This window comes from Mucilaginibacter mali, assembly GCF_013283875.1.
GTDB classification, from domain to species: domain Bacteria; phylum Bacteroidota; class Bacteroidia; order Sphingobacteriales; family Sphingobacteriaceae; genus Mucilaginibacter; species Mucilaginibacter mali.
Map to the genome: position 1 here is coordinate 3,142,448 of NZ_CP054139.1, position 24,564 is coordinate 3,167,011.

Annotated in this window: 15 protein-coding genes; 2 read left to right on the forward strand and 13 right to left on the reverse strand. The window is 46.9% G+C overall.

What is annotated here, in order from left to right; genetic code table 11:
• Positions 1-104: 104 nt before the first annotated feature.
• From HQ865_RS13285 to HQ865_RS13310, 6 genes are all read right to left on the reverse strand, one after another.
• Positions 105-4,472, reverse strand: coding sequence for a hybrid sensor histidine kinase/response regulator transcription factor (locus HQ865_RS13285; RefSeq protein WP_173415358.1), 4,368 nt, complete (start codon positions 4,470-4,472; stop codon positions 105-107).
• Positions 4,473-4,548: 76 nt separating this feature from the next.
• Positions 4,549-5,517, reverse strand: a complete 969-nt coding sequence (locus HQ865_RS13290; protein ID WP_173415359.1) for a pectinesterase family protein — start codon at positions 5,515-5,517, stop codon at positions 4,549-4,551.
• Positions 5,518-5,618: 101 nt separating this feature from the next.
• On the reverse strand, positions 5,619-6,857 hold the full coding sequence (locus tag HQ865_RS13295) for an RNA polymerase sigma factor (protein WP_173415360.1): 1,239 nt from the start codon (positions 6,855-6,857) through the stop codon (positions 5,619-5,621).
• Positions 6,858-6,905: 48 nt separating this feature from the next.
• The gene (locus tag HQ865_RS13300; protein WP_173415361.1) at positions 6,906-7,247 is read right to left on the reverse strand and encodes a YciI family protein; all 342 of its coding nucleotides are present in this window, start codon (positions 7,245-7,247) and stop codon (positions 6,906-6,908) included.
• A 54-nt stretch (positions 7,248-7,301) separates the two neighbouring features.
• Positions 7,302-7,757, reverse strand: a complete 456-nt coding sequence (locus HQ865_RS13305; RefSeq protein WP_173415362.1) for a carboxymuconolactone decarboxylase family protein — start codon at positions 7,755-7,757, stop codon at positions 7,302-7,304.
• A 208-nt stretch (positions 7,758-7,965) separates the two neighbouring features.
• Positions 7,966-8,442 carry a VOC family protein gene (locus HQ865_RS13310; RefSeq protein ID WP_173415363.1) on the reverse strand — a complete coding sequence of 159 codons (477 nt, stop codon included), beginning with the start codon at positions 8,440-8,442 and terminating at the stop codon, positions 7,966-7,968.
• Between the two features lie 184 nt (positions 8,443-8,626).
• Between HQ865_RS13310 and HQ865_RS13315 the strand changes: the two genes are divergently transcribed.
• Positions 8,627-10,210 carry a Na+/H+ antiporter gene (locus HQ865_RS13315; RefSeq protein ID WP_173415364.1) on the forward strand — a complete coding sequence of 528 codons (1,584 nt, stop codon included), beginning with the start codon at positions 8,627-8,629 and terminating at the stop codon, positions 10,208-10,210.
• A 198-nt stretch (positions 10,211-10,408) separates the two neighbouring features.
• Here HQ865_RS13315 and HQ865_RS13320 read toward each other — a convergent pair whose 3' ends face one another.
• From HQ865_RS13320 to HQ865_RS13340, 5 genes are all read right to left on the reverse strand, one after another.
• On the reverse strand, positions 10,409-12,316 hold the full coding sequence (locus tag HQ865_RS13320; RefSeq protein ID WP_173415365.1) for a RagB/SusD family nutrient uptake outer membrane protein: 1,908 nt from the start codon (positions 12,314-12,316) through the stop codon (positions 10,409-10,411).
• Between the two features lie 24 nt (positions 12,317-12,340).
• Positions 12,341-15,481: a SusC/RagA family TonB-linked outer membrane protein gene (locus tag HQ865_RS13325; RefSeq protein ID WP_202020381.1), complete on the reverse strand. Its 3,141-nt coding sequence runs from the start codon at positions 15,479-15,481 to the stop codon at positions 12,341-12,343.
• A gap of 190 nt (positions 15,482-15,671) precedes the next feature.
• Positions 15,672-17,027, reverse strand: a complete 1,356-nt coding sequence (locus tag HQ865_RS13330; RefSeq protein WP_173415367.1) for a Gfo/Idh/MocA family protein — start codon at positions 17,025-17,027, stop codon at positions 15,672-15,674.
• Between the two features lie 8 nt (positions 17,028-17,035).
• Positions 17,036-17,788 (reverse strand): 3-keto-disaccharide hydrolase, encoded by a 753-nt coding sequence (locus tag HQ865_RS13335; protein ID WP_173415368.1) that lies wholly within the window; start codon positions 17,786-17,788, stop codon positions 17,036-17,038.
• A 343-nt stretch (positions 17,789-18,131) separates the two neighbouring features.
• Complete coding sequence (locus HQ865_RS13340; protein ID WP_173415369.1) at positions 18,132-20,603, reverse strand: glutaminase family protein; 2,472 nt, start codon at positions 20,601-20,603, stop codon at positions 18,132-18,134.
• Between the two features lie 182 nt (positions 20,604-20,785).
• Between HQ865_RS13340 and HQ865_RS13345 the strand changes: the two genes are divergently transcribed.
• Complete coding sequence (locus tag HQ865_RS13345) at positions 20,786-21,547, forward strand: response regulator transcription factor (protein WP_173415370.1); 762 nt, start codon at positions 20,786-20,788, stop codon at positions 21,545-21,547.
• 846 nt (positions 21,548-22,393) lie between these two features.
• Here HQ865_RS13345 and HQ865_RS13350 read toward each other — a convergent pair.
• Both HQ865_RS13350 and HQ865_RS13355 read right to left on the reverse strand, forming a co-directional pair.
• On the reverse strand, positions 22,394-23,452 hold the full coding sequence (locus HQ865_RS13350) for a glycoside hydrolase family 2 TIM barrel-domain containing protein (protein WP_173415371.1): 1,059 nt from the start codon (positions 23,450-23,452) through the stop codon (positions 22,394-22,396).
• Positions 23,453-23,484: 32 nt separating this feature from the next.
• Positions 23,485-24,531 carry a glycoside hydrolase family 43 protein gene (locus HQ865_RS13355; protein WP_202020382.1) on the reverse strand — a complete coding sequence of 349 codons (1,047 nt, stop codon included), beginning with the start codon at positions 24,529-24,531 and terminating at the stop codon, positions 23,485-23,487.
• Between the last annotated feature and the right edge of the window lie 33 nt (positions 24,532-24,564).

The window sequence follows — 24,564 nt, forward strand, 5'->3', positions numbered from 1 at the left end:
AAAACCAAATCCTGCAATCGATTGTATCAACAATAACAAACCTAAGGAAAATGGCTTTTCGGCGGGATTAAAAATTGGTTTAAAAGGTTTAAAAATTGATTTGATTAGTACGGCCGTGTACTATCCATACTCAATTCGTGAATACCTTTTATATAGTCGGACGGAGATTTTTCAAATTTATCTTTGAAGCAGGTGCTAAAATATTTCACGTTATAAAAGCCCACTTTACAGGCAATATCGCTCACTACGGTCTCGCCGGCGTCCATATATTGCCGGGCGCGTTTTAAGCGCATCTCACGGATAAACTCTACGGGGGCTAAGCCGGTAAGGCTCTTTATTTTTTTATAAAACGGCGATCGGCTCATATTCATTAAGGCGGCTACCGCGTCGATATTAAAGTCGGGGTCGGGCATACCACCTTCTACTATCCCTATCAGTTTTTTCAAAAAGGATTCATCGTGCGATGTGATAACCACAGGACTTGGGCTGATATCCATTGCCTGCTTTTCGCCGGTGATAGACTGGAAGTATAATTTACGTTTAGCGATGATATTATCTATCGTCGCGATTAAAAAGTTATTATTGAACGGCTTGGTAATATAAGCATCGGCACCATAGCGTAGCCCTTGTATCTGGTCTTCAACCGCCTGCTTTGCCGAAAGCAGGATTACCGGGATATGGCTGGTGGTTTCATCATTCTTCAGTTGTTCCAGCATGGTAATGCCATCCATTCCGGGCATCATAATATCGCTGATGATCAGGTCGGGCAGTAATTTCCGGGCCTGTTCCAAACCTTTAATGCCATCTTCGGCTGTTTCCAGGCGATATTTATTATCAATTTGCAAACGCAGGAATGCCCGCAGGTCAGCATTATCTTCTACAAGCAATATCTGTTCCTTACCGGTATGCTCTTCCATGTGTTCAACCACATCAGCTATTGCTTCATCCAGGGTCATTTCTGTAGCCAAAGCCGGCTCGACCGGCGCGATGACCGGGGCAGCAACAACGTTAATATTCTTCAGTTCAATGCTGATGGTAAGCCCGCCCTTATAATTGTTGTCGGCCCATATTTTACCTTCGTGCAGGGCAATCATTTCCTTCGATAAAGCCAAACCGATGCCCGAACCTTTTTGATGATGGTGGTCGCCCTCGTAAAACAGTTTGAACAGGTCATTCAAATTATCGGGCGGTACGCCACCGGCCTCGTCCGAGATAAGTATTTTAATTATTTCGTCCTTCGCGTATACATCAATATCAATATGCTTACCCGGCGGCGAAAATTTGTAGGCATTAGCCAATATATTATAAAGCACAATGTCTATTTTTTCGGGATCAATGCGGCAGGTGATCTCATTTACGTTGCTGTTAAGCGTTTGAGAGATATTTTTTTCCTTAGCAATTTCGGCAAAATAGCTGCCAACATCCTTTATAAACCCAATCAGTTCTATCTGCTGGTAATTCATTACAGCTTTGCCGCTTTGCACCTTACGCAAATCGAGCAATTGGTTAATGAACCGCATGATACGGGAAGCGTTCTTCTGTACAATGGAAATATATTCCTTACCATTTTCGCTCAGGTTTTCGGTTTCCGCTATGGCCGTTATCGGGTTAATGATGAGGGTAAGCGGCGTACGCAATTCGTGCGAGATATTGGTAAAGAACGTTGTTTTTAAAGTGGCGATATGCTGCTCTACAGCAATACTTTGCCGCAACCGCAGCATGGTTAGCGTATTCTTCCTGATCAATACAAAAATGACCACTGCAACGGCAAAATATAGCAGGTAAGCCCACCAGGTAAGCCAGGGCGGCGGCAAAATATTAATAATGAGGCTTCGGTAAGGCGTGTTAGTGTAAAGACCGGGACTAACACACTTCATTTCAAATTTATATTGCCCGGGAGGCAGATTGGTATACGTTGTCCGTTGAAACCCGCGGCTGCTTCGCCAAACGGTATCAAAACCGGCAAGCCTGAACATATAGTTTTGCTTATTGCCCGAACGATAATCCAAAACCGTGTAGTCAAAGCTAACGGTGCTTTGATCATATTTAAGCTGCAGCGATTCCAACTCGTTAACCTGGTGAGCTAACAGCGAGCTATTATCCAGCAGGGCGATATCCTGGTTGTTGACCTGTACATTTGTAAAAACTATCCGGCCAAAAATGCGCTGATCGGTCAGTTGTTCCGGATCAAAGGAGAGCAAGCCGCTCATGGTACCAAAAACAATACCGCTCTGCGGCATTTTTATACAGGCCGACTCTGAAAACACCGTCCGCGGGATCCCATCTGAACTATCGTAAGTACGAAACTCGCCCGATGAGGGGTTGAAGCGGGTTAAACCTGTTTGCGAAGCGAGCCACAGGTTATCATCCGCATCGCTGGCAAGGCTCACGATATAATCGTTAAACAAGCCATCGCGGGATGTATAGTTTTGAAACTTCAGGCTATTCAGCGGATCGTTCCCCATAGCTTTACTCAGCCCGCCGCCTGATGTGCCCAGCCACATGGTATTTTTGTCGTCGCGGTAAACGTATTGCACATCGTTACTGCCAAGGCTGGTAATATCGCCGGCTACCTTACTATAAGTTTTCGCCCGGAATGGCAACTGATCTGACTGGGCCTGGATCACCATTATGCCATCGGTAGTGGCCACCCAAATATTCCCGGCACCATCCAGCGACATTTTTCTTATTTTATTAAAAGCCCCCTGCGGTACGCCTTTCAGTAAATCGGCCTGGCGTACAAAGTGTGCCGCTCCTCCGTTCGAAACAAACAGGTTCAGTCCGCCATCAAAGCTACCGGCCCATATCCGGCCACGGCTATCCTGCAAAACGGTATAGATCTGATTACTGGATATACTGTGCTTATCATTATCATCAGCCTGATAGTGGATCAGCTTGTAAGTGGTTCCATCAGCGTTAACCGGTTCGGCCTTATACAAGCCGTTACTTTTGGTGCCCATCCACACCGCGCCGCCCGAATCGGGTGTAATGGTATAAACCTGCCCCAACCCGCTTGCCGGCTCGTTGGTAAATACGTTGCTTAGTTTATTGCCATTTTGTAAAACATAAAGCTTATTACCCTTGGTGCCTACCCATATGCGCCCCTTCCGGTCTACAGCAAGGCCTCGCACATCGTTTTCAGATTTAAACCGTCCGTGTGTTTCAAGCTTATATTGCTGAAAGTTACTTTGCTGGAAAACAACTTTTTCCAACTCATGTTCGTTGGTTACCAGCCATAATACACCGGCAGGGTCGTAATACCAATGGGCTACATTGTTAGAGAATTTACGGTTCGGGTCGTTTGGATCATCAAAAAAATAAAGAACCTGGTCCTTTGCCGTATCATAATAACCAAAGCCGCCCTTCTTCATAGCTATCCATACCAGCCCGTTCTTGTCTTCAAACACCTGGTAATGGTTCCCGATAAACCTTGAGTTAGCATCTGTAAGCTGGCTATAAAATTTTAACGCCCCACTTTGCGGATCGTAACGAAGCACGCCTTCTTTGGCCGGTTCTATCCATAAACTGCCTTTGCTGTCTTCAAACAGGGTGAATATCTCTGCTGAGGCTTTCGCGATCTTCCTTACCGCGAAGTTTTGCAGATCGCATTCAAATAGATCTCCATCGGATCCCGAGGCATACAAAACATCCCGCTTCCGGGAGATGAGGGTATTATTGATCCGGGAGTTTGCAATGCGTTTTACAATGGTATGGCCGGTATGCTTATCAGTTACATAAAGCTGCCCACCGGCACTTACCGTATATAAAAAGCGGTCCCCCTCGGTAATATCGGTAACCGGGTCATTTTTAACTACCTGGCTGGCCGGCTGAAAAGAGTCCCTTTCTTTTTTCAGTAGTGTTAGTCCACCGGCAGTACCTATCCAAACATTTTGATTATGATCGATATGGAAAAAATTGATATCGTTTGAAGCGATCCACCTGTCTGCGTTACGTCCGCTATAATACCGGGTATAGTTGGCGGGGGTATTATAAGCATCGGGGAAATAAAATATGCCCAAACCGGCCGATTCCAACCACAATTGTCCATCGTTGGATGCAAGTACATTTTTAAATTTAAGCTTAGCCCGTATGGCTGCCGGGAAGACCGTGTTTAACGGCGATATCTTCCCGCTGGCCTTATTAAAACTGTAGATCTGGCTGTCGTAACTTTTCAACCATAAGTGGTCAACGTCGCCGTCAACTATCGCGTCTATGCGGTCATTCTTCAGCGGTGAGCGGTCGCCCGGGACGGATTTATAGGAAATAAAGCGGCTGCCATCAAAGCGGTTGATCCCGTTCCAGGTAGAGAACCACATAAACCCCTGCTGATCTTTGATTATACAGTTTACCGCCACGTGCGACAGCCCGTCATCTGTAGAATAATGCTCTACAATGGCCTTGGGCTGCGCGAATACTGTAATTGTTATCAACAGTAAGGCAAGCAGCAGATATTTATGTTTATGGTGCGCCATTTATCAAATCTAAATTTAATACTATTACCGTGTATTCAGATAATGGTATTATTTAACATTTGCCCGGTTTATAAAGCTATTTAATAAACCGCGGATCCCAATCGCCCAGCACCTGCGCGCGCTGGTATTGCTTTGCTTCCTTATCGGTAAGCATGTGCGTCCAAGTTGGCGGGCTCAACTCCTTATCGCCCTTATTGTTATAACGCGCATAGTAGGTTGTCGCTTTATTGTCCTTATTACTCCACTCCATCCAGGCAGCGGGAATGATACGGTCGCCCAGATCGCATTGAATGTAAACCGTTTTGGCATAAGGCCTCCAGGGACGGCCGAGGTAAACGGAATGGGCAGGTACATCGCCTGAAATATGGCAGTTGTAAAATACATATCCATATTTAACCGTATCAGGCGTAGCCGCGGCGCTGATATAGCCGCCTCCCCGTTTACAAAAGATAGAACAATCCTCAAACCAGGCCGTCGCCGCGCCGAAAATAAAATCGACCGTACCCTCTATGTAGCAGCCCCTGTAAAGTTCAACCGTGCCGAAGCCATGCGTATAAAGCGTATCCTGAAAACCTAAGAAGCGGCAATTTTGAAAATAAGCCCGGGTGCCCGTTACCCGCATAGCCACGGCCTGCCCTACCGGCCCCGCCGAGTTTTGAAAGGTGAGGTTGACCGCCGTAAAATCGTTCCCGTAAACAAAAAAGCTTGATGATCCCGATGTACCGATATTTTTGCCCGCGCTATCGGGCTTAGAGGCAAAATCATCGTAAGTGATAATGGTTTCATCGCGGCTTTCGCCTACCAGGGTTACATTTGTTTTAGCTTCCGGCAAGGTGATCTTTTCCTTATAGGTTCCCTTTTTTATAAAGATAGTAATGGTGCGGGTACTGTGATCAGGTACAGCATTGATAGCAGTTTGCACGGTTCGATAATCGCCGCTGCCATCCTGCGCTACAACGATGCGATCTTTGGCTAATGTGACGACGCTGGCAAATGTCAGCATTTGACAAAACCAAAGGCCAAATATCGACAGATATTTTTTCATGATGCAAAATATAAAAAACAATCGATTGTTCTTTATACCCGAATATATCTATTCGAAAAAAACATTACAGTGTCAATCAGGTGAACAACCTCTGCTTGAACTTATCGTATAAGCTGGTCGATCTTATCTTGTATGCCCTGCTTCTCTGCCTGGGTTTTGGCTAAAGCTTTAGCTTTTTCATAACTACTTTTTGTCTTTTCCTTATCGGTGCTTTTATAAAGTTCGCCCAGTAACAGGTGATAAAAATGGATATGTTCCAGTTTTAGCTTCTCCGCTTCGGGCAATGCTTCCTGTGGGCCATTGGCTTTATACAACGCGTAAGTACGGTTAAGCGCAACAATGGGCGAGTAATTGATAAGCAATAGCCGGTTATATAGTTGCAAAATGCTTCCCCATTTTTCGGGAGTATCTTCCTGTCTGCTATGCCAATAGGCAATACGCGCTTCCAGGTGATACGAGGTAACCTCGGTCCCCTGTGCAGATAAGTTTAAGAAATGGATCCCCTGGTTGATCAATTGCTTATCCCAAAGCGCGGTATCCTGTTGCGCATAAAGTATCAGCGCTTCCGCGCCGGCCTGGCGCGCATTAAACCGCGAGGCGTGGAAACACATGAGCGCTACCAGGGCGTTGGTTTTAGGCAAATTGGTTTTATCGTAATCGGTTAGCATTAAACCTAAGCGCAAAGCTTCAATGCACAGATCCTTACGCAATATCTCATTTTGGGTTTTAGAATAATAGCCTTCGCTAAAAAGCAGGTAAATAACATGCAGCACATTAGCCAACCGCCCGGCTATCTCGTTTTCGGGCGGAAACTCAAGTTGTATCTTTTCATTGCGTAATTTTTCCTTAGCGCGGAATAAACGTTTATTGATCGTTTCTTTGTTAGATAAAAACGCCTCGGCAATTTCATCGATCCCAAAACCGCAAAGGATGCGTAAAGCCAGGCCTATCTGCGCCTCGCTGGCAATTGCCGGTGTGCATATAGCAAAAAGCATTTGCAACTGGCTATCCTTAATATTTTGGTAAGAGAAGTTCAATTCGGATATTTCTTCGTGCTCCGTTTGCTGCAAGCTTAACTGCGGTAATACCTTTTCATTGTATATTTTATCGCGCCTGAAATGCTGCAGCGTTTTTTGTTTGGCCACGGTATATAACCAGGCAGCCGGGTTAAGCGGGATACCTTTATGTTCCCAGGTTTCGGTAGCCACTAAAAAAGTTTCGGTAACAATGTCTTCGGCAATTTCAATATACTGCAAGCCATATAGCTTGCTGATCACCGCTACCATTTTGGCAAACTCCTGCTTAAATAAATGCTTTATCGCGGCCTGGTATTGTTCCATTTTGTTTATTTAACCCCGGCTGGTAAACGCTGCCGGGGTTATAATCGGTTATTCGGGAAATGCGGTCCTGATCTCTACACTGCCTCCCTCATCAAAAGCCGGGCAGCCATGTGCCATGGTAATGGCATCGTCCAGGGTATCGGCTTTAACTACAATAAAGCCGCCTAGTATTTCCCTGATCTCTACAAAAGGGCCATCGGTAACTACCCCGCCGGCTTTTAAAACGGCGCCGCCCGGAGTTAAGTGCATGCCATTGGCTGCTATTTTGCCCTGCGCGGCGATACCGCCAATCCAGTCCATCCATTTTTTGTTAATTTCCTTTTGCTTTTCCGGGCTGTGGTTTAAAGCCGGCTGACGGAATAAAAAAACAAACTCGTTATTATGATCCATGGTCTTGCTGTTTATTAATGTGTGAATTTATAACTAATCCTGTTAAACTTGTAGTTACGATTTAAACTGTCCGGGTTTATAATCGCCTGCAGGAGTTTGAAACGCGATGTTAATGCGATTATAACTATTAATGGTTATAATAGCTACCGTCAAGTCCACCAATTCCTGTTCTGTAAATTCGGTTGCAGCGGCGGCATAAACCTCATCACTAACATGGGTTTTGGTAATCCCCTCGGCAAAAGCAAGGGCGGCGCGCTCACGGTTGGTATATACCGTTCCCTCGCGCCAGGCATCCAGCATATACAGGCGTTGCTCTGTTTCACCGGCAGCGCGCAGGTCTTTTGAATGCATATCCAGGCAATAGGCACAACCATTTATTTGTGATACACGGAAGTAAAGCAAATGCAGCAGTTTTTGTTCAACCGGCGATTTAGCAAGGTAAGCCCCTAAACCGTACATCGCCTTCATAGCGTTTGCACCTTTTTCGAAAAAATTGATTCTTGATTCCATTTTTATTGATGTTAATTTTGTTTTATACCTCAATAATGCCTGAGGTAACACCAATTGGACATCATACTAAAAATATTTTTAAGATTTAATTTCAGGTCGCATACTTCAACTAAAATAAGGCAAGTGATCTGTTCAGCGCTTCCGGTTTTGTAAATAAAAAAAGAGGGGGACCTTTTGAGACACCCTCCTTTTTTTATTTGACCTTTGATCAGGCATTATCGTAAGCTGCCTGTATATCTTTAATAATGATCTTCTTCATTTTCATCATGGCCTGCATTACTGCCGATGCCTTTTTCGGATCCGGATCGCTCATCAGGCGGGGAAGTATTTCGGGTGCCACCTGCCACGATACGCCGTATTTGTCCTTCAACCAACTGCAAGGGCCTTCTTCGCCGCTGTCAGCTATCAGGGCATTCCAGTAATAATCAACCTCCTCCTGGGTTTCAGGTTCAATAGCAAAGGAGATGGTTTCTAAATATTTGGCTTCCATACCCCAGTTTAGGGCGGTCATGGTCATGCCTAATATTTCAAAGGTCGCGGTCAGTACCGTACCAGCCGGCATGGGTGTGCCTTCGGGGTACGTATCAACCTTCAACAACTTTCCGTTAAATACCGATACATAAAAATTGGCTGCTGCCTCGGCCTCATCCTTAAACAGCAGGAATGGTGTGATCTTCGCTTTCATAAGTTTGTTTAATTTTTATATAACAAAATTAAGCACCGCAGCTGCCCGCGCCAAGTGCGAACAGGACAAACAAGGGGGCAATTGCGACATAAAAAGCAGTAACGACATTGCAAGCCCCGGGTATTTTATATTTTCCCTATTTTAGAAACGTCGTTTACATCCCTTTTCAGCCTATACTAATACCATGCATACCATTCTACCTTTTTTACTCGCCATGATAGCCGCTGTAGTGCTTTTAGAAATGTGGGCGAATAAATTAAAAATAGCTTATCCCATATTACTGGTTGTAGCCGGTTTGCTGGTAAGTTTTATACCCGGCTTACCGGCGGTTAGGATAAATCCGGATCTGATCTTCTTCATCTTCCTGCCGCCCCTGTTGTTCGAAGCATCGTGGACCATCTCTTTTAAAGAAATGAAAAAGTGGTGGCGCATCATAGGCAGTTTCGCTTTTTTGGTGGTGTTTTTTACGGCATTGTCTGTAGCCGTCATCGCCAATCATTATATCCCCGGCTTTTCCATTGCATTAGGTTTTTTATTAGGTGGCATAGTAGCCCCGCCCGACGCCGTGAGCACCGGGGCCATCACCAGTTTTGTGAAGATCCCACGCTCTACCTCGGCCATACTGGAAGGTGAAAGTTTATTGAATGATGCCTCATCGCTTATCATCTTTCGCTTTGCGCTGGTTGCCGTTGGTACGGGCCAGTTTATATGGCAGCAGGCAGCCATGAGTTTTTTGTGGATGGTAATTGGCGGCGTTGGTGTAGGCTTACTGATAGCGCTAATATTTGTAAAAGCACATAAGCGCCTGCCTACCGATGCATCATCGGATATTGCCCTTACCCTTATCGAACCTTATTTTATGTACTGGGTGGCCGAGCAGTTACATTGCTCGGGCGTACTGGCGGTGGTGAGCGGGGGCTTGTTCATGTCGGCCCGGCGACTGGAGTTTTTGAACAGCGAAAGCCGCATCAAGGGCTTTAGCGTTTGGGAAAGCTTTGTGTTTATATTGAACGGTATTGTATTCCTCATCATCGGCCTTGAACTACCGGAAATTGTAGAGGGCCTGCACGCTAAGCATATCCCCTTAGGTACTGCTATTGGCTACGGTGTACTGGTAACCGCCATACTTATCCTAGCCCGTATGATCAGCGCCTACGCGGCTATGCTGGCCACATTTATCTTCAGGCCAAACGTAGCGCCGAGAGCAAGGCGCCGGAACCGGACCTGGTTGCTGCCACTTGTTTTAGGCTGGTCGGGCATGCGGGGCGTGGTATCGCTGGCGGCTGCATTGGCTATTCCTATAACACTGGATAACGGTACCGAATTCCCCCAACGCAACCTGATCCTGTTCATCACCTTTGTGGCTATCCTGCTTACCTTAGTGATACAGGGCCTCACCCTACCCTACTTTATCACCCGTTGGAACGTGTTTGATGGCATCACTAACCACGAAGCAGAACACGCTACCCGTAAGCAAATGAAGCAAGGTTTGAAGCAACACATTTATAAATTTTTAAAGAATAAGCATGAAAACGAACTGCTTGATCATCCCGGTATAGAAAAAATGATTAAGCAATGGGAAGAACGATCGAAGGCGGGCGACGAAGTTTTGATGAACGAAAAAACCAAGCTGATATTTGTGGAACTATTGGAAAGCCAGCGCCAATATCTTAGCGAATTAAACAAAGACCCAAACGTTGACGAAGATATCATCCGCATACAATTATACCAGATAGACCTGGAAGAGGAGCGCCTGAAGATCATCTAAACATCAACCCTTATAAAAAGAACAGCCTGGTAAACACTTACCAGGCTTGTTCCCCGGGCGGGTACCCGTACCAATTATTACAGGAATTATTTAAGCACCGGGGCCAAATATTCTCTGTCAAAACCACGACAGAAGCGTGTTTCTTTATCGTTCGGCCTGATGATATTCGGATCATCAGGCCGAACACTTGTATCTATTTTAATTCTCGCCGGCCAATGCCTCTGCTAATGTGGCATAAGGCGGCTGATTATTCGCATATCCTGAATAGCCGAAGTTTTGGTTTATCCTACCGGAACTGTTCGCATCTATATCTTTCTGTGGGATCGGCCAAAACAGGTGATACGGGCTAATGGTGAATGTGGTACCATAGGTGGTCTTTACATTTTTACGATAAAAATCGTTATAGGTGATCACGCGGTTATACCAGTAGCTGTCTTTAGAAAGGTTCTCTACGGTATAGGTTTTACCAAACTCGTCAGATTTGTGCGTAGTAGCGTATATGTACGATACGCGGCTTAGTTCCATGTGGCGCAGTTCTTCATAATATAACTCGCGGGCGCGTTCGTCCATTACTTTGCCCATGGTCATTTCGGCAGCGGTATACAGTTTGGTACACTGCGCGCGTTTGCGTATGGTGTTTACATCATTAGCGGCCGATGCTGCATCGCCTTTCCACATATAAGCTTCAGCACGCAGCAGGTAGGTCTCGGCCAAACGGTAGATGTACCAGTCGCCGGCACCGCCGTTATAGTTATCCTGTGTTTCGGCACGTGGCGATTCTATAAACAACTTATAATGCGGCCAATCGAACCAGGTACGCACCGTATCGGTTACCAGCATCTGTCCTGCGGCATTTTTTAACTGCAGGTTTTTGCCGTACCAAACATCGGGTGGGTTTGAGGTTGATAAGCTTGGGTTATTATAAACCATATCTTCCATACGCATCCAGTTGCCCGTGGCCTCACTGTGGCGCAGGTCGGCGGGGTCATCCCAAATCGCTTTCATGCTGTACCAGGTACCGCGGGTGTGGGCAATACCCCTGCCATAGGTTTTACGGATATCTATTTTAGCATTGGTGCCCGTATAGCTTGAGCTCATACCCGATTTACCACTTGGTGTAGTGATGAGTTGTAAACCTGTACCCGAGTAATATGGGGTAGCGTTACGCATGGTGAACATATCCTGGCGGGTATCTGCATCATCCTCGCGGTTAACAATGGTCATGATCGATTCTTTATTGGCACCGATAGATTTATTTTGCCAGCGGTGCAGGTCCCAGATCACATTATTGGTTATTGGGTGTACAACAGGTGCCGGATTAATAAAAGATCCAAAAGTATTGGTCATTAACGAATAGCCCGACGAGTTGATCAGGTCGTTAGCGGTTGATATCGCCTTATCAAACTGCCCGGTAGCCAGGTAACACTTGATCAGTAATTGCTGGCAGGCGCCTTTGGTTACGGTACCAAAATCGCCCACAGCAGGTACGTGGGCCACGGCGAACTCCATATCTGTGGTGATCTTTTCCAATATCACCGACATTTTGGTCGACTTGAAATTGGTTTTCGGCACGGTAACCTCTTTGGTTAACAGCGGTACATCGCCAAAATTAAATACCAGGTTTAAATAACGGAACGAGCGGTGAAAATAAGCCATACCCAGCATTTGATCGTGCAGGGTTGGATCAAGACCCTCTACCTTATCTACGTTAGATATAATGGTATTGGCATATTTTACCCCTTTAAAACCTTCGTTCCAAAAGTAGTTAACGTGATTAGTGTTAATATCATCATTGTTTGATGTTGGGGTGATCACCGCGTTAAGATCCTGCGCCGGGCCCGATTTATCGGTGATACCGCTAACCGCCACTTCGGTAAAAAGCAGGTCGGTAAGTATGGGCGGGTTCTCGCCGCACCACATGTGCGACAGGTTACGGTTACACGATGTTACCGCCGCCAGCAAGCCCTGCTTGGTGGTAAAGGTAACGCTTGGCTCGTAAAAAGAAAGCGGATCTGGTTTAAGGAAATCCCTTTTACAGCTATACGAGCATTGCAGAAGGATAGCTACCAGGCTTATCCTTAATATTTTGTTTGATCTGGTATTCATGTTGTAATTGGTCTAAAGAAATGATTAAAAGGTAACATTTGCGCCGATAGTAAACGTACGCTGCAATAGCGAGCCTGTTTCAGCGTCCCAATAATGCCAGTCTTTAGCGTACACAGCGGCGTTACGCACACTACCGTTAACCCTAAGCTGGCCAATGCCAAATTTCTTTGTAAAACTTGATGGTACCAGGTAAGATACCGCTACATTATCAAGCCTAATGAACGACCTGCTGATCACCTGCGCGGGCGAAATGTTCTGCACGTTATTTGAGTTTAAACGCGCGAAACTGTTGGTCGGGTTATCTGGTGTCCAGTATTGCCTGATGTACGAGTTACTCCTGTCTATCAGCGCGCCGGTGTTGTTCAGGTATTCGGTAGATGTTGCATATTGGCCCATGTACGAATAGAAATTCAGCGACAGGTCGATATTCCTGAAGAAGGTAAAATCGTGGCGCATGGTCCAGCGGAAGCGAGGTTTGGTTGAACCCTGGAATTGTTTATCGGCATTGGTGTATTTACCGTCGCCGTCAACATCCAGCACTTTTACATCGCCCGGTATCTCGCCGTATTTGGCAGCTTGTGTTTCTTCGCCTTTTTGCCAGATGCCCAGCACTTTATAGGTCCAGATCGCATTGATATCATGACCGATATGCCAGTTATTGGCATTGTCATCATTCTCTATTGATACGGTGTTGCCATTTGCGTCAAGCGTGCTGGTATAGGTATAATATAAGTGCTTAATGGTATTCCGGTTGTAAAAGAAACTTACATTGGCATTCCAGTTAAAGTTGGTGCGGTGCATTACGTTGGCATTCAGGTTGATCTCCATACCATCATTAACAACTTCGCCCAGGTTGGTGGTAACCACGCTAAAGCCGGTAAAGTTAGGCAAGCTCTGGTCCATCAGCAGGTCGGTAGTCGGCATGTGATATACATCTATACTACCGTTAATGCGGTTATTAAAGAAACCAAAGTCCAGGCCACCATTCCATGATGCCGTCGACTCCCATTTAAGGCTGGTATTGGCCATACGGTCTACATATAGCTGGCCAAGATCATACAGTGTACCGGTAGATGTTGCGTAGGTGTATTTACCGGTACCGATGGTCAGGTTAGACAGGGCCTGGTAAATACCGATAGAACGGTTACCGCCCTTACCCCATGATAACCTTAACTTACCGGTGCTGAGCGGTTCCCATTTCAGGAATTTCTCATCGCCAAAGTTCCAGGCCACGCCTATCGACGGGAAAGTAGCCCTTGGGTTAGATGCGCCAAAGGCCGAGTAACCATCGCGACGGATGGTAGCGGTAAGCATATACTTATTATCGAACGAGTAGAACAGGCGGCCCATTAAAGCATCGCCGGTACTGTGGGTATCGTTTGAAGAAAACGAACTTTTTAGTAAGGTGGCAGCGCCAATGTTATGGAAACCCAATGCATCGGTAGGTGTAAAATCGGTACCGGTTGTTAGGTCATTCCAGGTCCGGTGCTCTTCGGCATTTTGCAGCAAAGTAACTTTTATACGGTGTTTTTGCGCGAATACGCCGTCCCAGTTAAGGGTATTATCCACCTGCCAGTCAAAGTTCTTTTGATTTTCGCGGATCACCTTACCGTTATCGCTCCACAACGGGTTCTGCGACGATTCCCAATACCTTCTGTAATACCATTGGTAACGCGGCGAGTAATTGCTGTTAAAAGTGATATTGAAAGGGAATTTAACCGTTGCGTACAGGGTCGTGTTTAACACGTTAGTGCCTTCTTCTAAGGCTTTGAACTGATTGCTATAGGCCGTATTGGTGCCCTGGTTATTACTCGATCCCATTGGCTGCCCCAATAACACGCCGGCTTCGTTCACCGGGTTCGAGTATGGCGAGTTGTTAATGATCTGTCCGGCCCAATCTACTGCAAGATCTGAGTTGTTGTCATTACGGTCCTGGAAATTGATATTAGCGCCTGTTGTTAACCAATTATTTATCTTTTGGTTTAATTTAAGATTACCACGGTAAGCGCTATAGGTATCACCTACCACAATGCCGTTGTTATGGATGTAACCCATCGAAAAGTAATAGTCGCTATACTGCGATTTGCCCGACGCGCTTACGGTATAATCCTGCTGCAAACCTTTTTGGAAGGAGTTTTTATACCAATCGTAAGTACGGCCTTTGGCATAGTTGGCACGTTCGATATCGAAAAGGCCTATACGCTGCAGCCATATCTCCTGGTCGGTGCCGGCAAGGGCATCGTAGGCTTTCCACTGGGCATAGGTAATGCCGGCCGAGGCCAGGTTATCTGCCGTAGGGTTAATAAACTTACCCGGGTTAACAAACCTGGTGGTACTGTTAAACAGGTCCTGGCGGTATTTGATATAGCCGTCGGCATCATACACAGGACGATTAGCGGCCATAGTGGCCAAACCATCGTTGGCGGTAAAACGGATGGTGGGTTTATCGGTCTTACCTTTTTTGGTTGTGATGATGATCACACCGTTGGCTGCTTTGGCACCATAAATAGCGGCCGAAGAAGCATCCTTCAATACGTCTACCTGGTCGATATCCAACGGGTTGATCTCCGAAAGTTCTCCGAAGAAGATCACACCATCAACTACCAGTAGTGGCGAGTTATCGGCCTTTAACGAACGCTGGCCGCGCAATTGGATATCACCGCCGCCTTTGGCAGAGCTGGTTTGCCCAACCACCAGGCCCGGGACACCGCTGCGCAGTAATTCCTGTACCGAGCGCGGGTCTTCTTTCTCCAGTTTCTCTGTCTTCAGGGTTGATATCGATCCGGTCAGGTCTTTTTTCTGCGCCGTGCCGTAACCGATCACCACTACCTCGTTGAGATCTTTGTGAATACCGCTCAGTTTAATTTGCATAGGCTTTGATGCATCGGCTTTTACGGTAACCGATGTGTACCCGATACTTTTAAATTCGAGCATGCTGTTTGCGGGAGCATTAATTTTAAAATTGCCGTCAATATCGGCAGAGACGCCGGTTTTGGTGCCCACCACCATTACCGTAGCGCCAATAACAGCTTCGCCGGTGTTCGCGTCTGTTACCTTGCCGGTAACAATTTGCGATTGCGCCATAGCCTGCTGAAAGAACAACGTAGACAGCATCGCGACTAAAAGCACATGCAGCCGCCGCAGCTTTTTTGTAGAAAAAATCATAAGCATTAAGTTTTAATATTGGTTTATTGTTATTGGTATAGATTGGGTCCGTCGGTCTCGCACTTCCGGATGGGTTTCAGATCGTAAATGTTTTTCTCATATATTTTTAATTGGTTAGTTAATCAGGTTTTTGTATTGATTGCCGGGCGGGGCCAAAGCAAACCGATGGCCCCCGGCAAATTTTCACAGGTTAGTATTTAAACACTTTTCCGTTCACCATCACCTCCTGTTTGGCTTCATCAAAAGTGGCCTTACCACCGGTGTGTACGGCAGCGTTGGTCATAATGTTTGCGATGGAGTGGCGATATCCCGCTTCTACAGGTGCGTTTGGCTCCTTACGGCTGCGGATACACTCAAGCCAGTTGCGCATGTGGTTAGAGCTTAGTGCATCTGCACCGGTATTGGCCGATGCTACTACAGCTTCTGTATTTGGCAACTTCACTTCAGGCAGCAGATTGGCATGCATGTGCATGGCCGATGCAGCTCTTTCCGTTAATCCACCACGAGGCGATACGGTATTGGTGATCAGGTTCAGTTCGCCACCGTTAGCGTAGTAAATCTCGGCCGGATGCTCATCGCCATTGTGCATGCGCGATGAGAAGATCACCTGGAAGCCCTTGTTCGGATCATCCAGCGGGCCGTAATCCATAACCGCGGTAGTGGTATCCCAGTTACGGCGGCCATCGTGCCATTGGTAAATGCCGCCATTGGCCGTTACGCTACGCGGATGCGGTAAGCCGGTGAACCAGTGCACTGTATCTATCTGGTGGCTCATCCACTGGCCCGGCATCCCCGACGAGTATGGCCAGAACAGGCGGTATTCTAAATAGATCCTTGGGTTAAAAGGTTCGTAAGGGCGGTTAAGGATAAAGCGTTTCCAATCGGTATCTTCTTCCTTTAGCTTCGCCACCAGATCGGGCCTGCGCCAGCGGCCGGGCTGGTTCACGTTCCATGTCAGCTCCACCATGGTGATATCGCCAAACTTGCCTTGTTTAATAAATTCGGCAGCGGCCTGGTAATTTTGCCCGCTGCGGCGCTGCGAACCAATTTGCAGTATTTGCTTTGATGAACGCACAGCCTTTAAAGCGGCCTTTGCGTCGTCCATCGTTTCGGCAAAGGGCTTTTCGCAATACACATCCTTTTTGTTGTGCACCGCCTCGATAGCGTGCGAGGCATGCGCGAAGTCGGGCGAGCTGATGATCACCGCGTCAACGTCCTTTAGGTTATAAAGTTCATCATTATTGCGGCAGGCGGTAATATCGTGGCCAATCTTATTTTTGATATGCGCGATACCCAGGTCACGGCGATAGCTCCACAGATCGGACAGGGCTACCATATCAAAGTTCAACTCCTTGTAATGGTTCAAAAAGCAAGGGAAAAGGGTATCTTTAAACCTATCGGAAAAACCGACAACCCCTACCCTCACCCTATCGTTAGCGCCGATGATATTGGCATAGCTTTTAGCCGACATGCCCATCGTACCCAAATAAGTACCCGCCGCGGCCATGGCCGATTTTTTTATAAAATCACGTCTTGTAGTCTCCATCCGGCTGCTTATTTAAGCTCTTTGATCTTGATGTTGCGGTACGATACGGTGTTACCATGATCCTGCAACAGGATATGGCCTTGCGGCGCGATGCCGAAATCCTTCCATTTTTTGTATTTGCTGATGGCTACTAAATCTTCAAATGCCTTAGATCCGCGCTCGTACTCCAGCACCTTTGTACCATTCAGCCAATGCTCTACATGGTTGTTAGGATAAACCCTGATCTCGCCGCTGTTCCACTCGCCGATGGGCTTAATAACTGATGCAGGTTTGTTAGATGGGATCAAATCGTAAAGCGAGGCCAGCTTGCGGTCGCCATCGCGGCCCAATTTGGCATCCGGGTGCTTCTCATCATCCAGCACCTGGTATTCCAGGCCAATGCCCGATAGTTCGGTTTTTTCCTTTTCGGTTACGAAGTATTTTACACCGCTGTTAGCGCCGTCGGTCAGCTTAAAATCAAACTTCAGGATGAACGCGCTGTATGATTTATCGGTAACTATATCGCCGCCCAGGCCCTCTTCGTGCCCGTTTGAACCCTGGATGGTCAGGATACCATCCTGCATAACCCATCCTTTGTCAGGGAAATTATCTTTAAATAATTTACGCCAGCCGTTGCTTGTCTTCCCGTCCCAAAGCATGGTATAACCATCGGCTTTTTCCTGCTTGGTTAGCGTGTTCAGTTTTTGCGCTGATGCCGGTTTAAGCGCCAAAAGGCCGGCTAATTGTAATAAGGCTACAAATGTTAGTCTTGTTGTTTTCATTGATCTGATATAGAGGTATTTATTAAATTTTCAAGCTTATCCTGCCCCTACAGCATTGCACGCAGCAGCAGACAGGGTTAATTATTTTTATGATTTAATTGCTTTTAGCAATGGTTTTAAAATTGGTTTGGTGATGAACCGCTATGGGATACCATATAGTCAATTCAACTGATGCTAATTTAGCCGATGCTGTAGGATTATATTGTTCAACTTTTCGTCGATTTGTCTCATTATGCAACGGGATATTGAGACGATTTATAATCGATGAGAAACCAATTCTCAGGTACAAAAAAGGGGAGTTTGCCGATTGGCAACTCCCCCTCTTCTATGGTGTCCGAAATTATCAGCGTGTCATTTTATCGCGCAACTCCTTCATCCAGTATCCGCCAATCACACTGCGGGCCTGGAAACCCACCTGCTTGCCGGTGGTGGTTTCGTGCCAGTCGCTTAGCGGTACGCGTGTTGGTGTTTCGGTAGCGTATTTATAAACCAGGTTAACCAGCGCGTCAAAGTCGGCCTTCTTTTCGGCCATGCTGGCGGTCCATATTATCCAGTCAGATTTGGTATAGGTCTTCCGGCTGTCCAGCGGCAGGCCATATTCCTTTTGATGGTTCACATACCACGCCATCTCGGTATCGTAAACCTTCTGCGGGAACAGGTTTAGCTTCAACACCTTATCCCAAACCATATTATACTTTTGGCTCCAGCTATCGTTATTGCCGAATACAAGTGCGTAGTGGTCGCCGGCATCATCCTTGGCCATCCATTTTTTGGCGTAGTCCTTAGCCATGGCGCTGTATTTGGCAGCGGTGGCGGCATCACCCAGTTGCTGCGCCATCTGCGCATAAGCCCCTATGGCCACAATGGCCTTTACCGATAGATTGGCATTATGCGCCAGGTGACCGGCAAAGTCATCGGTACATAACTGGTTACCGGGGTCAAAGCCTGCTTCGGCTAAGTAGTTGGTCCAGGTGGTCAGCGTTTTCCAGTGTATTTTGGCGTAAGCCGGGTTGTGCTGGGCTTTTACAATGGCAGCTGCCAGTATCACCATATTGCCGCATTCCTCCACCGGCATATCTTCGCCGTAGGTTTGTCCGTTAGCTAAAGGATACGTACCCAGGTCATGCGCGGCGAATGGCTTGGTCCATTTTCCGCTTTCGCTATAGTAGAATATACCGTTCAGCATCCCCTTCATCAACTCCGGATTGTAAAGCAGGTAAAGCGGTGCCGATGGATAGGTTACGTCGACCGTATTAATAGAACCGTTGCTAAAATTCTCTTTAGATAACCACAGCAAATCGCCCTGTGGACTTTTAACCAGCGTATGCGCCGCAATACTTTGGCGGTATGACATGTTGCACAAACGCGCGTACTTTTCGCCACCGGCTTTGTAAGCATCCTGGTAAATTTTGGTATCGGTAGCGTTGCATTTGGCAATAACCGCCGTATAATTTTTAGCAGCGGCAGACAGGGCGCCCTCCATACTTGCATTTGGGGCGTTGCGCCACCATGGCTTTAAATTAGTACCAAAGTATTGTACCGAGAATAGCTCATCATAGCCCATCATCACGTATTTTGATAAAGCATCCTTACCCACCAAACCAAATGGGATCACCGTATTCAGCATCAATTGCTTACCGGTACTGGCTACGTTATCATATTTGGCGTTTGTAAACGATGCGATAGCATCGGCATCGGTAGTAGCATATTGCTTCGCCCCTGCTGATGCCGGTGCGGCGATGTACATGTAGCCCCAGTCAATCCGTACGTTATCGCCCTTGCGCTGCAGCATAGGCTGCTCGGTGGTGCCGGCTTTAATAATGCGCAGCCCGTTTTTGGTATAGGCCGATGTTTGCACCTGCTGCCATGGCTGGTTCACCGCGATATTGCTGCTGGCCCCCTGGTAAATGCTGATGTTATGCTTTTTGCCATCGGTAGCCTTAAGCTGGTAGGTAATGTACGATACCGGCGACGATAACAGGGCCAGATCGGTCATCACCAGCGGGGATGTGAATGTAACCCTCAGGTTGGCCGGGCCGCATTTAAAGCTATATACCGTTTGCGTAGCACTTACTTTTACGGCAGTTTGTTCGGCAGTTTTTACGCCGGCCTGCGCGTCGTTAACTATTTCGGTAACAAAGCCGGCATCTATCCAGGTGCCGCCGCCGGTGTTTTTGCAATGTACGGCCAGCAGGTTTTCGCCTGTTTTAAAGCGGTCCTTTACATCATCGTTCAGGGGGATCAGTTCATAATCGCCATTGGCGCCACGCTGACGGCTGATGCGCTGACCGTTCAGAAAAATCTCGGCATCATCATCGTGATGCAGCTTCAGCAGCAGTTTTCCCTGTGGCATTTCGCTTAGGGTAAATTTGCGGCGATACCAAATGTCGGTGCCGGTCCAGGTAGTGCCGGCCTTAGCCCGGCTATCGCCAAAAGGGGCCATGCCGGTTTGCCAGGCCTGGTCGTTAAATTCCGGCTTCTCCCAACCATCAGCGGGCTTGGTTTCCATTTGATAACGTACGCTGTATTGCTGCTCATCCCCGGCAAGCAAAATGGTTTTATAAGTTGGTGATGCCTCGCCCATGAAGCGATAAAGATCGTTATCAACCTTAATAATGCCCAACAGCGATTGGTCCTTTCCCGTCCAATGATGGGTAACCGATTGGTTCAGTTTATCGGTGTTTGACCAGATACTGAAGTATGGGTTATGCGTGATGAGCGGGTAGGCCGGCATCTTGTCCTGCGCATTGGCATAGCCCAGGGCCGTTAAACCCAGGCCCAATACCAGGCCTAGCTTTTTAAAAGATATATTCATATAAATAGGTTTGCAAAAATGGTCAGTTGGATAGTAATTGGTTTTAACAGCTTCAAAATAAGCCTTTAAGTATTTACCAATTTATTCAAATTTTAGTCGTTTTGTCTCATTTTTTTCGGGCGCATTCGTTTTTTAACTATTTGCCATTAATTTAGAGGCCCCGGTAACAGCCCATAAAACCCATGAACGATAGCATACTGATAGTTGACGATAACGAGGATATCCTGGAATTTCTGTCGGAAGTTTTGGGCGAATCGTACCAGTTGCACCTGGCGGCAGACGGAGTAGAAGCGCTTAAAATGTTGGATAGCCAAATGGTAAGCCTGGTGATCAGCGATATTATGATGCCGGGGATAGATGGCTTTGAGCTTTGCCACACCATCAAATCAAACGTTGATTATTGCCATATCCCCATCATCCTGCTTACGGCCAAAAACACTTATAAGGCGCAGATAGACGGCCTGGAGGCCGGTGCCGATGCCTACATCCAAAAACCCTTTTCGCCTGAGTTTTTGCAGTTGCAAATTGCCAACCTGCTTAAAAACCGCTTAAAGATAAAGGAGCATTTTGCCAGTTCGCCTTTTGAGGATGTGCGGGTGATGGCATATTCTAAAACCGACGAGCAATTTTTAAAGAAACTGGATGAATATATCCGCAAGAATATCCGCGATACCAAAATGGATATCGATAGCCTGGCCGACCACATGCACATGAGCCGACCGACCTTTTACCGCAAGATCAAGTCGCTGTCGTCGCTATCGCCAAAGGAACTGATTGACGTTACCCGCCTTAAACGCGCCGCCGAACTGATCACCCGGAACGAATACAGCATGGCCGAGATTGCCCGGCAAGTAGGCTACAGCTCGCAAAGTGTTTTTGGAAAGAACTTCCAAAAACACTTCCACATCTCGCCGATGGATTATTTGGATTCGCTGGATAAGTAATCACCTAATCTGTAGAATAGTCGCACGGTCCCCTACATCGAGAGAGTAATGGCCTATGATTAGGCATATTGTAATAAAAACGTTGGGAATGTGCGATTCCCTCCCATGGGGCAATGTCATTAAGTTAAGCTTTTAAGCCCCACCTAAACGGCGAAGCCCTCATGAAATAATCCTCCCCAAAGGGGAGGACTTTAAGAATTTTATGCTTGTGCAGCCCTAAGTCTCCCCTACCGGGGGAGATTTAGAGGGGGCTTTATTCGGCTGATCATCCTTAACTTAATGACATTGCCCATGGGGAGGGTGTAAGGAGGGGTTTATACGGTATAGCATATCGACTAAACCCCTCCCTACCACTACACAAGCCCGCCCTCCCCAAGGAGGGAACTGTCTAATCATGGGCTATTACTATCGAGAGGGTGCAGGAAGGGGTTTATCCATAATCCAATATCGCATAAACCCCTCCCCCCGCTACACAAATCATCCGCACCCCTCCCCAGGGACTATCGTAAGGACACAACTTTAAAAATGGAAAGTTCATGATCCAGGGAAAAGCATATCTGTTTCACGCGAAGAAATAATTGAACAAAAAAGTGCTTTTTTTGAACAAAAAATGAACACGCAACATATTGATTTACAATTCAATATATGCATTTGTTCAAATTTTCATTTTCTCATCACTACCGTGTTTTTTAAGGGTGCTGACACCTTTACGCCACCATTTTAATGGTTATTATCGATACTTTCCCCAGCTACATCACATTAAAAGATGTGTCTGCACGATAGCCCTTGGGAGGGAACTTTCTTTGCACTACTCCTGCTTTGCACAGGGTATAGGACGAAGCTAACCTATTTCGCCGCAGTCAACTTCCTGATGGTGCTCACCTCTTCCTGGCTAAACGGACTGCCGTCCTTACGGAAGATATCGTGAAACCATAGTTTAGGTTCCTCGCCGCTGGCAATCGGGGTATCCCAGGCAAAAATGGTATTGGTTTTACCCGATACAAAGCCCCAGTTAATGGCGGCTATCTTCTCAGCCTTTAACATCGGCATAATGGTTTGGAACAGGCTGCCGTTACGGCGGGCCATGTATTCGGTGCACAGCAGCGGCCTGTTATAGGCTTTTAATTCTTCTATCTTTTTTTGATGCGCCTCGGGCTTTTCATAATCGTGATAATTGATCACGTCCGAATTTTCCAGCTGAAACTTGTTCAGGTCTTTAAAGCCATCCCCCCAATTCCATACGCCCGAACTTAATGGTTGCGATGGATTAACCTCTCTTGCCCAAGCGAAAACCGACTTTAACAAAGGCAGGCTGTTATTCAGATATTTGCTGTTACCCGGCTCGTTATACAAATCCCACATTAAAACGCGTTTATCGTCTTTATGCGCCGTCATTACATCCTTTACATAAGCTTCCAGCATTTTTAAGCTGTCGGGGTTATTACGGATGGCCGTGCCCGGGTCGCGTACCCAGCCGCTATTGTGTACACCGGTTTTTGGGTCGGGTTGCTTGCCGGCGTGATAGGTATCGTTCCAGCAATCATCAAAAAACACCAGGATGGTTTTAATGCCATGCTTGTTGGCAATGGTCAGGTATTCGTTCAGGCGCTTTTTAAAGCCGTCCTTATCGCTTGTCCACAATACGTGGTGCAAAAATACGCGCATAGCGTTAAAGCCCAGGTGCTGCGCCCAGCCCAATTCCTTATCAATGGTCTGCGGGTCGAAAGTCGCGGCCTGGAACATCTCCAACTGGTTAATAGCCGTGCTTGGCTGATAGTTGCTGCCGCTGTACCAGGGTTGCACTGCGTACCATTTATTGGCCTTTTCGGCGGTCCACATTTTATTTTGCGCAGATAAATTGTGCGTAGCAAATGCCAGTACTGCTATAAAAAGCAATTTTTTCATATAGATATTTTAGATTGTTTATGGTCGATATTTTATTTTCCGGCCGGCGCGGTTAAAGGCACCCCGGTTTTTACAGGGATCCCAAAATCGGGCGAGCCATCCTTTTTCCAGCCAAACTTTTGGATCCTCGGCGAGCGCTGGTTACCGCATCCGCATCCCGGGCCGGGGTTGGCGTGGTAGATGATCCAGTCCTCCCGCCCATCCGGCGATTTAAAAAAACTGTTATGCCCCGGCGCGTATACGCTGTTCTCCTTACTGGTTTCAAACACCGGTTTTTCCGACTTCTTCCACGATTTTGGATCCATCAGATCGGCAGATACCTTAGCCGAAAGCATCCCCAGCGCGTAATGATCTGTCCAGCAGCCACTGGCCGAATAAATGAGGAAGATTTGATTGCCGTGCTTCAAAATCTCCGGCCCTTCGTTCACGTTTACATGCGGTGGATTATTGGCATCATGCAGGTCGCCAAACTTTTCCCATTCAAATTCGGGGCTTGATATCTTTACCCTTTCGCTGCTGATGGTGTAAGGGTTCTTCATTTTGGCGATGTAGATATTCTGCTGGCCGTTGGCATCGCCCTCCCAGCCGGCCCAGATCATATAAAGTTGGCCGCGACTCTCAAATACGGAACCATCTATCGCCCACTTATTGCTTTCATCGGCAACCTGTCCCTTTAAAACCCATTCACCCTCCAGCGGATCGGCCGAAGAATTTTCGATAACATACATGCGGTGCTGCGCGTTATGGCCATCATCAGCCGCGAAGTACATGTACCACTTGCCCTGCAAAAAGTGCAGTTCGGGCGCCCACAGGTCTTTGGAATAAGCGGTATTAACGGGGGGCTTCCAAACGGTTTTATGCGTAGCGGTGGCTAAGGCCGCTATGGTTTTTGTCTTCCAGATATCCAGCCGGTTACCGGTGGAGTTGGTGTAATAATAAAAGCCATCTTTATAAGTAACCCATGGGTCGGGACCAGTGGGTAATACCGGGTTGGTAAAGGTATCCGGGCCCGTACCCTGCGCATAGGCACAGCCTAACATCGAGTTTAAAAAGCAAAAAGCGATCAGCAGGTATTTCATATACTTGAGTTAAAAGCGAATACTAAATTTACA

Coding starts and splice junctions, on each gene's coding strand:
- HQ865_RS13320 (WP_173415365.1), bottom strand. CDS start 12,316: ATGAATACCAGATCAAACAAAATATTAAGGATAAGCCTGGTAGCTATC.
- HQ865_RS13310 (WP_173415363.1), bottom strand. CDS start 8,442: ATGAAAGCGAAGATCACACCATTCCTGCTGTTTAAGGATGAGGCCGAG.
- HQ865_RS13285 (WP_173415358.1), bottom strand. CDS start 4,472: ATGGCGCACCATAAACATAAATATCTGCTGCTTGCCTTACTGTTGATA.
- HQ865_RS13340 (WP_173415369.1), bottom strand. CDS start 20,603: ATGAATATATCTTTTAAAAAGCTAGGCCTGGTATTGGGCCTGGGTTTA.
- HQ865_RS13305 (WP_173415362.1), bottom strand. CDS start 7,757: ATGGAATCAAGAATCAATTTTTTCGAAAAAGGTGCAAACGCTATGAAG.
- HQ865_RS13330 (WP_173415367.1), bottom strand. CDS start 17,027: ATGGAGACTACAAGACGTGATTTTATAAAAAAATCGGCCATGGCCGCG.
- HQ865_RS13355 (WP_202020382.1), bottom strand. CDS start 24,531: ATGAAATACCTGCTGATCGCTTTTTGCTTTTTAAACTCGATGTTAGGC.
- HQ865_RS13345 (WP_173415370.1), top strand. CDS start 20,786: ATGAACGATAGCATACTGATAGTTGACGATAACGAGGATATCCTGGAA.
- HQ865_RS13315 (WP_173415364.1), top strand. CDS start 8,627: ATGCATACCATTCTACCTTTTTTACTCGCCATGATAGCCGCTGTAGTG.
- HQ865_RS13325 (WP_202020381.1), bottom strand. CDS start 15,481: ATGATTTTTTCTACAAAAAAGCTGCGGCGGCTGCATGTGCTTTTAGTC.
- HQ865_RS13350 (WP_173415371.1), bottom strand. CDS start 23,452: ATGAAAAAATTGCTTTTTATAGCAGTACTGGCATTTGCTACGCACAAT.
- HQ865_RS13300 (WP_173415361.1), bottom strand. CDS start 7,247: ATGGATCATAATAACGAGTTTGTTTTTTTATTCCGTCAGCCGGCTTTA.
- HQ865_RS13290 (WP_173415359.1), bottom strand. CDS start 5,517: ATGAAAAAATATCTGTCGATATTTGGCCTTTGGTTTTGTCAAATGCTG.
- HQ865_RS13295 (WP_173415360.1), bottom strand. CDS start 6,857: ATGGAACAATACCAGGCCGCGATAAAGCATTTATTTAAGCAGGAGTTT.
- HQ865_RS13335 (WP_173415368.1), bottom strand. CDS start 17,788: ATGAAAACAACAAGACTAACATTTGTAGCCTTATTACAATTAGCCGGC.